Source organism: Clostridium tunisiense TJ (genome assembly GCF_000300195.1).
Lineage (GTDB): Bacteria > Bacillota > Clostridia > Clostridiales > Clostridiaceae > Clostridium_J > Clostridium_J tunisiense.
Window position 1 is genome coordinate 168,470 of record NZ_AMQH01000004.1, and the last position, 12,020, is coordinate 180,489.

The 12,020-nt window shown below is 27.6% G+C and carries 12 protein-coding genes; all 12 read left to right on the top strand.

Translation table 11 applies throughout. The features are described 5' to 3' along the window. The first annotated feature begins 141 nt into the window (after positions 1-141). On the top strand, positions 142-1,419 hold the full coding sequence (locus tag C661_RS0103540; protein ID WP_017413919.1) for a ComEC/Rec2 family competence protein: 1,278 nt from the start codon (positions 142-144) through the stop codon (positions 1,417-1,419). 95 nt (positions 1,420-1,514) lie between these two features. Then, positions 1,515-3,248: an ATP-dependent nuclease gene (locus tag C661_RS0103545; RefSeq protein ID WP_017413920.1), complete on the top strand. Its 1,734-nt coding sequence runs from the start codon at positions 1,515-1,517 to the stop codon at positions 3,246-3,248. Position 3,249: 1 nt separating this feature from the next. Then, positions 3,250-4,737: an ATP-dependent helicase gene (locus C661_RS0103550; protein ID WP_017413921.1), complete on the top strand. Its 1,488-nt coding sequence runs from the start codon at positions 3,250-3,252 to the stop codon at positions 4,735-4,737. A 158-nt stretch (positions 4,738-4,895) separates the two neighbouring features. Further along, positions 4,896-5,333 carry a helix-turn-helix domain-containing protein gene (locus C661_RS21240; RefSeq protein ID WP_017413922.1) on the top strand — a complete coding sequence of 146 codons (438 nt, stop codon included), beginning with the start codon at positions 4,896-4,898 and terminating at the stop codon, positions 5,331-5,333. A gap of 118 nt (positions 5,334-5,451) precedes the next feature. Further along, the gene (locus C661_RS0103560; RefSeq protein ID WP_017413923.1) at positions 5,452-5,988 is read left to right on the top strand and encodes a hypothetical protein; all 537 of its coding nucleotides are present in this window, start codon (positions 5,452-5,454) and stop codon (positions 5,986-5,988) included. 37 nt (positions 5,989-6,025) lie between these two features. Continuing rightward, positions 6,026-6,187: a hypothetical protein gene (locus tag C661_RS23550; RefSeq protein WP_017413924.1), complete on the top strand. Its 162-nt coding sequence runs from the start codon at positions 6,026-6,028 to the stop codon at positions 6,185-6,187. Further along, on the top strand, positions 6,138-7,646 hold the full coding sequence (locus C661_RS0103570) for a recombinase family protein (protein WP_157785673.1): 1,509 nt from the start codon (positions 6,138-6,140) through the stop codon (positions 7,644-7,646). Before C661_RS23550 ends, C661_RS0103570 begins: the two co-directional genes overlap by 50 nt. Continuing rightward, positions 7,615-9,240 carry a recombinase family protein gene (locus C661_RS0103575; protein ID WP_017413926.1) on the top strand — a complete coding sequence of 542 codons (1,626 nt, stop codon included), beginning with the start codon at positions 7,615-7,617 and terminating at the stop codon, positions 9,238-9,240. The genes C661_RS0103570 and C661_RS0103575 overlap by 32 nt, the downstream gene beginning before the upstream one ends. Before the next feature lie 152 nt (positions 9,241-9,392). Beyond that, positions 9,393-9,944, top strand: a complete 552-nt coding sequence (locus C661_RS0103580; RefSeq protein ID WP_017413927.1) for a hypothetical protein — start codon at positions 9,393-9,395, stop codon at positions 9,942-9,944. A 131-nt stretch (positions 9,945-10,075) separates the two neighbouring features. Beyond that, on the top strand, positions 10,076-10,540 hold the full coding sequence (locus C661_RS0103585; protein ID WP_242825974.1) for a hypothetical protein: 465 nt from the start codon (positions 10,076-10,078) through the stop codon (positions 10,538-10,540). Next, complete coding sequence (locus tag C661_RS0103590) at positions 10,533-11,351, top strand: BRCT domain-containing protein (protein ID WP_017413929.1); 819 nt, start codon at positions 10,533-10,535, stop codon at positions 11,349-11,351. Before C661_RS0103585 ends, C661_RS0103590 begins: the two co-directional genes overlap by 8 nt. Positions 11,352-11,454: 103 nt before the next feature. After that, a complete protein-coding gene (locus C661_RS0103595) occupies positions 11,455-12,015 on the top strand; it encodes a histidine phosphatase family protein (RefSeq protein WP_017413930.1) in 561 nt (186 codons plus the stop codon). Positions 12,016-12,020: the final 5 nt, after the last annotated feature.

The window sequence follows — 12,020 nt, forward strand, 5'->3', positions numbered from 1 at the left end:
AAATAATAACATAATATTACATACTCTGGTATAATAAGATCGAGAAATATTCATTTATTAATTATTTTGCTAAATAAAAGTAGGAAGTGTTTGATTATGTAAGTGGATAAATGAAATATGAAAGAAAAAGGAGAGATGATTATGAATATTAAATGTGACACTACTTTTCACAATGTAGGACAAGGTATGTTCTATTCAGGATGTATTTATAATAAAGAAAGTGAATTTTCTTTTGTATACGACTGTGGTACGCATAGTAGTCAAAAGTTTATATCTTGGGAAATTGAAGATTTTCATTGGTCAATGAAGAGATGCAATAATATTCTGAATTTATTAGTTTTATCGCACTTTGATGGTGATCATGTAAATCAATTAGATAAATTATTAAGTGAATTACAAGTAGAAACGATAGTAATTCCATACGTTGATCCGATTGAAAGATTAATAATTTCACTTAAATATCCATATGAATTAGATAGTTATTACGAGTTTTTATCTGACCCTATTAACTATTTATTAGATAAAGGAGTTAAACAAATAATAGTAATGGGAGGGGATAAAACCTCTAATGAAGTAATATTGGAAGATAAACTATACGACCTAGTAGATAATGAGTTAAATATTACATTGAGAGATGATAATGAATTTAAAAACAATGTGCTAAACAAAGAATTAATTGAAAGGACTGAAAAGTTACTTTTTAAGACACATGATGGATTCATAATTTTTAAGAATTTATGGCTATTTAGATTTTTCAACTATAGTTGTGATCAAGTAGAGATAGATGAATTTTATAAACTGCTGAAAGCGGAAGGATATGATGTAAGTTCTACAGAAAAAATAATTGAAATTGTTGTTGATAAAGTAAAAAGGAGAAAACTTAAAAAAATATATAAGAAGGTATGGGAAATAAACAACACTTCTATAATCATGTTTCATGGACCTTTACCGAGAAATGTAATTAGTGATAATTATGTTTTTAATGAAAGACAACACATATGTGCTAACGAAAAAAAATATAGGAATATAACTAAGAGGCATTGCTACAACCTCTATAGTCACTATAAATTTGATAGAGTTAGTATTGTTCATCAACAAAACTTAAGTGGAACAATACTTTTTGGTGATATAACCTTAAGAAGTTGCTATAAAGAAATCATAAAGCATTTTAAACATTTTCTTAATAGCATTTTAATTGTTCAGGTTCCACACCATGGATCCAGTAATTCTTGGAGTAAAGAAATATTAGATGACATAAATGATTTTTCGTTTTGGATTGTACCTTTTGGTATTTATAATAGATACAATCATCCAGATAATAATATTATAAGTAAAATAAATGAATTAAGTCCTAGTAAAATTGTTATACCGAATACAGAATGCCATAAAATCTATATTAAAAGTAGTGTTCAATTGTAGAAGCTTTTAATTCTTATACAGCTAATATACTATGATATAGTTTTTTATTAATTTAATATATAAAATCAAATTATTTAATTAATGGGGGAACTAAGATGAAGTTTGAAAATTTACAGATAAGTAATTTTAGAAATTTTAAGAACATAAATATAAAACTCGATAATAAGAATGTAATATTTGGGATGAATGATGTTGGTAAAACGAACTTTCTATGTAGTTTGAGATTTTTATTAGATAAAGAAGTGAGAAAAAATGGGTTCTTGCCTACAGACTATCATAAAAATAATATTAAGGAAAAGATTGAAATAACTTTAACATTAGATTTATCAGATTTTGATCAAAGTGAAGATACTAAGAAGTTTGTTTCAGAAACTAGAGATGGATGGGTTCGGAATTCTCAACGAGGGGATATTTTTTATATAAGAGTAGAAGGAGAATTTGACGAAAAAGAAGTTTTTGGAGAACCTATAATGAAATGGGGAGATGACTTGCAGAATCTTAAGGATATTCCATTCAAAGGAACTTCATATGCAATAGACAATATATTTAAATTAGTATATATAGATCCCTTAATTGATTTAGAAAGACTATTTGAGAAAAATAAAAGGTACATATTTAATGAGAATTCTAATACAGAAGGAGATAAACAAATAATTAGAGATATTAATGCTTTAACAGATGAAGTAAATAAGCAAATAGGCAAAATGACTACTATAAGTAGTTTTCAAGCAGAAATAACTGAAGAGTATAAAAAACTAAAAAAAGAGAGTATTAAGATTGAAATGAAATCAGAAATGGCTGTGAAAGGCTTTTTTTCGGATATAATACCATATATAAAAAGAGATGGAGATGAAAATCATTATCCAACCTCTGGGGATGGAAGAAGAAAAATGTTATCATATTCACTATTTAATTATTTAAACAAAAAAAAATATGAGGATAAAGTAGTTGTCTATTTATTAGAAGAACCTGAGAATAACTTTCACAGATCTATGCAAATAGCGTTGTCTAAACAATTTTTTGAAGAAGATATTTATAAGTACATCTTCATTTCAACACATTCTTCAGAAATTTTATATGAGATGGATAAAGCAATGTTAATTAGAATACATTCACAGGATAAAATAGAATGTGATTCATATCTATATAGAATAGACTCAAGTTATAAAATTACTAAAAAGAAACTAAATAAGGAATTATCAAATGCATTATTTGCAGAGAAGGTGCTTCTAATAGAAGGACCATCAGAAAAAATTTTATTTGAAAAAGTTTTAGATGAGGTTAATCCAGAATATGAGTTAAATGGGGGATATATTTTACAAGTAACAGGCACACATTTTAAACCATACTTTGAAGTACTTAATGGGTTAGATATTGAAACTAGTGTCAAAACTGATAATGATTTAAAAAATAAAAAAGGTACATCAAATGAGTATGAATTGCTTGGATTAAATAGATGTTTAGAATTATTAAATAAATCTAAACTCGACAATATACAAATGCCATTTGATTCTACAACAACAAAAAAAGATAAACATATCGAATTAAAAAATAAGAAGCAACAGTTATATACAAGTCATGAAAGTTTAATAACTGAACTTAAAAAAAGATGTATATATTTATCTGAAGTAGATTTGGAAAATGACTTATTCAGTGTTATTGGGGAACGAATGGCAGAAATTTTAGAAAAACCAATTGATAAAGTGGTTGATTACATGCAAGATAAAAAGTTATTAAATATGGTTGAGTTAGTTGAAGGCTTAACAAAAGATGATTGTATAAAAATCTATGAAAGTGATAAGTTTAATTGTCTGAGGGAGTTGAGTTAATTTGATAGATGAAAAAGATAGAGAAAGTATTTTGCATGATAATGGAAATATATTAGTTACAGCTGGGGCAGGATCAGGGAAAACTACAACACTTACTAAGAAAATAATAAATGACCTAGAGAGCAATAAAAAGCACTATAAAATTGCAGCAATAACATTTACCAGAAAGGCAGCAAAAGAAATTAAGGATAGATTATCTGGAAAAACTAGGGGGCACTTTATAGGTACTAACGATGGTTTTGTTGAGCAAGAAATTATAAAACCATTTATAAAAGATGCTTTTGGAAATGAATATTCAGATCAATTCGAAGTTGTTTATAATGTAGATAAATTTGATACTTTTAAAGAAGGATTGGATTTAATTAAATATAAGAATAAATTAGGTACTTATAAAGATAACAAAAAGAATTTTAAGTTTGAATTAGCTCTTCAGATACTATTAAAATCGAGAGTAGCTAAGCAATATATTCAAGCAAGATATTTTAAGTTATTTATAGATGAATATCAAGATTGTGACCAGGATATGCACAAATTATTTATGTATATAAAAGATGCACTTGGCATTAAGTTATTTATTGTTGGTGATCCAAAACAATCAATTTACCAGTGGAGGGGAGCTAAACCTGAACTTTTTAATGACTTAATAAATGATAATAATAATGGTTTTAGTAAGTATGAGTTAAAGGAAAATTTCAGATGTTGTTGCGATATACAAAATTATGCAAATATATTAGAAAGGCATGATACTAGGGATTATAAGATAGTAGATGAAGTGCAGAATGTTATTGGAATAGAAAGTGATATTAATCCATTAGATATTTTAGATTTAGAAAAGGAAATTGTTATACTTTTAAGGGTAGCAAAAACAATTGCAAAGGATTTGGAAAATGAAATAAATAAAAATGGATATAACTTTGTATATGTTCCTAGGACACCATTAGATGATCTAGGAACGGAAAATGCAACTATACTTATTGAACTTGCAAAATATGTAAAAAATAGCAATTACACTGTTTATGATTTAATAAACTGCTTACCAGTTGAATTAAGTAAAAATGAGATTAAAACAATAGATCAAGTAATTTATAGACTAAGAAAAAGTGATGTAACTGAAGCTGAAATTGAAGGGAGTATAATAGAATTATTCAATATTTTGCAAATACCATTTAGAAGTGATGATGAAATTTCAAAGTTTATTGAATCTATACTTGACAATCAATATGATAATGCCTTTAATGGGAAAGAATATAAGCATAAAATAATGACTATACACTCAGCTAAGGGATTAGAGTTTGAACAAGTGATTATCTTTTCAGATGACTTTAAATTACACTGGAATAGAGACAAAAATGAACATTATGTTGCAACGACGAGAGGAAAAGAAAAATTAATTATAATATTAAATAGTGAAGAATACATTCATAACTTAAAAGTGGTTGCCAAAAAATGTAATTTTGATACAATAGATAGAATAATAAAGATTATTTAAGAATAAATTTATATAGGTTTTTAAATATAGTATATAATAAGTAAGTTAGCTATGGATAATTTGCCAAATGTAATTTATAATGAAATAATTAATTTATGTGAGACTTTGTATATTAAAAAAATACTTGTCCATAATTTATTATGGAGGGGTGATCATCCATGATATACAAAGTCTTTGGAGAAAAGGTGCGAGAATATAGAAAGAAAAAAGATTTAACAACATTAGAATTATCTGATCAATTAAACATTTCTTCAGGATTATTAAATAACATCGAGAATGGGAAGTCGGATTCTTTTCAGCTTGAACTATTAAATAAAATGGTACAAGTTTTAAATATTCCACTAAATGAAGTACCTATATTTTATGATTATAATGGTGAGTTAACAGTAGTTCAAAATGATGATAATCTATGTATTAAGGCTAATCTAAGCAATATAAAAAGTAAGGAATCTTTCCAAAACTTCTTAGAAGAATTTATTAAGATGTATATAGAATTTTTACCTAGGGTGAAAGATGAAAAAGAATTTAATAAGTTAATGTTAAATCAAATAAAGCTAAATATAGAAACTTGCTTTAAAGTGAAGCAAATAAAGTAATTAAGATCTAGTTTTACTAGGTCTTTTTTTTATTGCTCATTATTCATTAATATGAATTCATTTTCATGAATAATATTATTTCTTTTGCACATGCTATTATCACAAGGCGGTGTTAAAAGTGAGTAAACCTATCAATAAATACCTATCTTTTGATATTACCCTTCACAAAACCTTATCTGAGTTCAATCAACTGCCTAGTGGTCAAGTCACATCTCTTGATAATTTACTAAGTATCTTACATGATAATTGGTTATCACTAGGCTACAACTCCAAAAAAGAAGAAGATATTTATAAAATGAGGGCAGTTACCACTTTAATTAAGTATTATTACAACCCTAAAGATAAAGGAGAAGAAAACATACTAATTGATAAATTTATAAAGGCAAGGGAGGATAAGAATATATATTTTGCTAAGATTGATAAACTTCACTTTTTAGATGAAGACACATTAGAAGTAATAGATTACAAGTCAGGTTGGCACATTCCCCCTAAATCACACATTTATAATTCCAATAAAGTTTACCAAACTCTTTTCTGCATATATTCAAAGTTTGGATGTTTCCCACAACAATATAGTTTTTATTATCTTCGGCACAACTTTAAATACACTATGACTATTAATGAAATATTTCTTAAAAGAAATTTTAAAACTTAATGACTTTTTATAACAACATAATTAAGGAGGATTAAACATGAAGCAAGAAATAGAGGTTATTTTTAAGGATAAGATTGATTTTCGTAATAGGTTTATGAAGTTCATAATAGATTTATTAGTGGAAAGCAATTATTTATTAGGTGAGGAATGTGGAGAGGATTCCAACAGAACAGGAGTTAATAAAGCAAATGATAAATGATCCTTACACTTATACTGCAATATATGCAAGACAGTCTAGTGCAAAACAAAGTGAGTCTTTAGAAACTCAAGTAGCACTTGGTAAAAACTATGCCTTTGAGAAAAATCTCTTAGTGTATAAAGTTTATGAGGAAGCTATATCTGCTACTAAAAATAAGATTAATCAACGTGAAAAGCTTCATAACTTACTTGAAGATGCTAAGGCTGGATATTTTAAGTATGTTATTGTTTATAGAAGAGATAGATTAGCAAGAATTTTTGAGGATTATTTAGAAATTAAAAACGCACTAGTAAAGTATGGTGTTACTATATTGTTTACAAATGATGTTAAAACTAAGGTAGATAATTCCCCATTATCTAGTTTTGTTGATAATATACTTATGGCAGTTGCTGAACTAGAACCCACTTATATTAGGGATAGAGTGAACAATGGAAAAAGAATGAAGAAAGAAGCTGGGGAATATGGTCAGAAACCACCATATGGATTAATGGTTTCTGAGAATGTAATTATAGAAGACAAAAGATTTGCAAAGGGATATAAAGCTGTACCTAGAGAAAAGAATGATATTGAACTTATATTTAAAACATTTCTAAGAGAGGATATACAATCTTTTAATGACTTACATGAGGCTTTAAAAGATGTAAAATTTAATGACATAAAAAATAAATCAGAAATTGAAAAGATTTTGAAGAGGCCCATATATGCAAAACGTGCTTTATTTGATACTGAAAACTATTCGTATAATGGATTTAATATAGTTGAAAAAGAAACAGGAGAAGAACTTCCAGTATCATTGGATTACTTTTACAAATGTGAAAATGTAGAAGGGATTATTGAAGAGGAGACATGGTTAAAAGCTGCTGAAAAGATGGCGACGATAGGAGACGAAAAAAGTATTCGAGTATACAATCCATTTAAAAGATTACTGTTAGAAAAAGTGTACTGTAAGAAGTGTAACAATAGAATGGAGCTTAAAGGAGATTATTATAAATGTAGCACATGTAACAATTCTATGAATTACAAAAGAGTTAATGCTGCAGCAAAAGAAAACTTATTAGTAATAAAGCTAAGAAATATTAACAATGAAATAAAGAAGAAAGCACAAGAGAAAATAAAAGATGAGATTAAAGAAAACAAGGCAAATCTAATTAAGAATATAAATCTGCAAAGGGAAAAGGTAGAAAAGTTTTTAGAGTATCCTAATGATAAGGATTTAAGAATAGAAATAGAGAGTCTATCTAATGAAGAAGTAATTATTAGTGAAAAACTTAGAGAGCTAGAGTCTAGATATAAATCTTTAATGGAGTTGAGTGAATCTAAAATTACTAACTTGATAAAGTATAAATTGGAAGTTTCAGAATCAAATTACACCACATTAAAAGATGTAATTGATTGCTTCGTTGAAAAAGTGGAGGTAGATAAATTTTATGGAAAGACATGTACAGTTAGACTATTGTAGTGAAAATATTGCAGCGATTTATGCAAGGGTGTCCACAAGGAAACAGGAGAGAGATGGATTTTCAATAGAAAATCAGATAAAAGAAGCTATGAGCTTTGCACAAGATAAATTTATTATTGAAGATAGATTGATTTTTGAGGAAAACTCTTCAGCATCTAAGTATTATAATAAAGAATTAAAATATGATTCAGAAGAGGAAAACTTTCATAACAGACCAGAACTTCGAAGACTTATAATATCTGCACAGAATGGTATGTTCAAACATCTTCTTGTTTATTCAAGAGATAGATTATCTAGGGTTACAGAGGAAGCTCTTTTAATTCAAGCCATATTTAAGAAATATGGAGTAGAAATTCATTACACTAAAAAGGGTGAAACTTTAAATACAGGTAATGAAAATATAAATAGATTCTTACATTTAATACTCTCATCAGTAGCAGAACTTGAAAGCTCTATATTGGCAACAAGAGTAAAAGAAGGGAATAAATCTTGTGTAGAAAAAGGGGTATGGGCTGGTGGAAGGATACCATTAGGTTATGTTAGCGAAAGTGCTCGTATAAAACAAGGAAAGGTAAATTCTATATTAATTAAGTCAGATTTTGAAAGAAAGGCTGTTGAGGATATATTTGAGTTATATCAAATGGGATTAGGCTATAAAAGAATAGCAGACGCTATGAATAATAGGCATCATTATTCAAGATGGACTAAAAGTAGAATTGAAGCAGTTATTAAAAATGAAACTTATACAGGCTGTATCACTTGGAATAGACGTGGAGGTAAGAGAAATCCAATAAAACATAAAGATGTATTTAAGGGTAAGCATAATGCAGATATTGAGATAATAGAAAAAGATGATTGGGACAAAACTGTGAAATATAGAAAGGTAAGAGAAGATAGTTCAGATCCATACATTCACTTTACTCCATTTATTCTTAAAGATAAGCTCTACTGTGATGAATGCAAAGAGGTGATGATTCCTAAAAATCCAGGAGCTAAAAAGACTTCTGTTTATTGTTGCAATAACAAAAATCATCACCAAAGCAAGGGCAATCATAGGATACCTAAGGAGCTGGTTGAAAATGAATTTCTAAATTTTATAGAAGAACTTACTTCTATGAAATTACAGAGTGCTAATAACCTCTACAAACAATATGAATTTAGTTTTCAAGAGAAGAAAGAGTCTTACAAGGCATATTTACAAGCATTAAATGAAAAAGTTAGTGAGTTAGAGAGTAAAAATAATATAATTGAGGAACTCATGAAAAGTGAAGAAAGTAGTAGCGTGAAAAGAGCACTTAAAAATCAAAGCATTTATAATAAAAACATACTAGTGAGGTATGATAATATAAAGAAAGAGTATGAAGATTTGATTGAAGAAGAGCCAATTAAATTTGAAGACTTTCATAAAGAAGTAAATAAATTTCTAGAAATAATATTTTCTAATGAAAAAAATGAGAAGGAAATTGAAGCTGAAGAAATAAGTAAATTGAAACTTTCGAAAAGAAACTTTGTAATTAATTTTATTGATAAATTATATGTCTCATATGATAAGAACACCAGTTATATAAAAATAACAAAAATACAATTTATATAAACATATAGCCTTAAATTTAGGTTATATGTTTTTGCTATATTATTAAGAGTATTTGAATATAGATTTATTAGTGGTAGGCTAACCCTCTGTTTCGGTATACCGAAACGGAGGGTTAACCTACCACTGCATTCATATGTTAATGGGGTGGAAAAATGGCTATTACTCAAAAAGAAATTGATATGGAAGAAATAAAAAAAGGTATATTAAAAGAAGTATTAAAAAAGTTAGTGGAAGAAAATTATACTCCAGAGGTGATTTTGGAAGTTATAGGAAGGAGAGCCTTATTAAATTGTACCTCTAAAAATATTCTGAATAAAATTAAAGAGTTAACTGAATTCCATTGGGATGAAGGTGAAAAAGTATGGTATACATATGATGGAAAGCTTATTGATTATAAGAGTAACTTAACACAAAAAAATACCAAAGAAATAGATGAGAAGGAAGTGGCAAAAGAAAGGATCTATGTTGGAAGCAATTTAAAATCAATAATTAAAGACTCCTCATTACAAAGAATAAATTTAATAGAATTAGAGGTGGCTGTAGATGAAAAAGTTAATACAATTGAAAATAAGAAGCCTGAAGAGATTGACAATAATATAAAAACAATAATGAAAGATATAAAAAGTTTAGATAGTAATATAAAACAAATAGCTAGAAACTTTAATAGGCTTATAAATTGTTTGGTTGAAGAAATAAATAAATAGCTGACAAATGCTATGTATAATTATAGGTTAAATGTATATATGTGGTATAATGCTGTTAATTGATATTTTATTGTTCAAGCTAATACTTATTATTATATATTATGGTTAAGGGGGAATGGATATTGGGAAATATGTTGCAAGAGATATTAGGTGATTTTGATTGTTCAGTTCTTAATTATTCTAATAATAAAATACATGTAGACCACTTTCTTAGTGAAGAAAGATATGGAGATTTTTTAAAAGGCATTAATTGTAGAGCTGGTCAAGGGCTATTTGATATTGATGAGAAACTTGAGTTGAATAAACTAAATAATAATGCATTAGTTATTATCCAAAAAGATGGTGTTGAGACTGCAAGGTATAAGTTCATGCCAATTTTTAAAGCAACTATGGAATATAAAGATATAGATATTAGTGGTAAAAAAATTAATAAGTCATTAACCTTCACAATAAGAAAAAGTATATTTGGTGGAAATGTTAACTTATTAATTGAGGATTCTTCCTTGGATTTTTATAATGTTGAGGCAGTAAAGTCATACATAAATGAAAAATTTGGCTCTAGTAAGTTAACAGAATGGAGTATTTATAATGGATAAGATGATTTTAATTGATTTAGAAACACAAGACTTTTCTGTTCATTCTGGAATATATGAAGTAGCTTGTTTGGTAGTTGAAGATTATGAAATTGTAGATCAGCTTTATTTAGGCAATGAAATACAAAATTATAAGGGTGAGAAACGTTATGGATTTGGATTTTATGACATAAGTGAAGATGAGAAATATATTAATTTATTCAAGAATTTTTTGAAAAAATACCCTTATCCTATAGTTGCACATAATTGTCCCTTTGATAAAAAGTTTTTAGTCCATTATGAATGGATACCAGAAGATTATCCAACTTATTGTTCAATGAGAGCTATAAGAATGGAAGATAATACACTTGGAAGTTATGCTCTGCAAAACTTAGTTAATCATTATAAGGTTTCTGCTGAAGTTCAACATACTGCAATGTCTGATATAAAAAATGTGTATGAAATTTTAAGAATAGTAAGACCTCAAACTTGGTTAACAGTTGGGGCAAAGTTTAAAAATAAAAATTATCCTAATCATATAAAAGCTAGAGCATTAGAGAATATTGACTTAGACATTGAAACAACAGATATACTTCATGACGAAGTTGTATGTTTTACTGGGAAAAGTGATTATCCAAGAAATACAATGCAAGAAATTGCAATTAAAAATGGAGCAGAAATATCTAATAATATAACTTCTAAAACAACTATGTTAGTTGTGGGATTAGATGCTGGGAGTAAATTAGATAAAGCTCAACAAAAAGACATTTCAATCATATCAGACGAAGAATTTATGAATATTTTAAATTTAAAAAATAAAAATATAGGTGCATAGGCAATTAAATAGCACTATATTTATCAAGTACTTTTTTCAGGATATATACACTAGAATTTGTATCGTTTTAGTAAATTATTGCGAATTAAATGGAGGATGTTATATGGCACAATTTTATTTAGTTAGACATGGACAACCGGATTATAGCCCATGTGATGAAAGAGGATATATAGGACATGGCAAAGATTTGGCGCCTTTATCAAAAGAAGGTATAGCACAAGCATTGACAACAGCAATAGACCCGAGATTAAAAAGTGCAGATATTATTGTATCTTCCCCATATACAAGGGCTTTACAGACTGCTGCAATTATTTCTCAAAAGACAAATATTGATATAACAGTAGAGATGGACTTACATGAATGGATGCCTGATTTAACCTTTCAATATCGTGTATTTGAAGAATGTTTAGACTTAACAAAAGATTTTAATAATCATAAAGGTATCTATCCTAACGGAGAGATAAGACGATGGGAAGACTTAAATTCATTAAGAAGTAGAGTTAAAAAGGTTGCTGATAAGTACGCAAATTATAATAAAGTGATAATGGTATGCCATGAAATGGTTATAAGAACATTGACATATGCAGAAAGAATTGCCCCTGGTGAAATAATTGAGTGTCATTATGAAATAGGAAAAAGTGATGAACTTTATTCTTTCGCATAATAAAC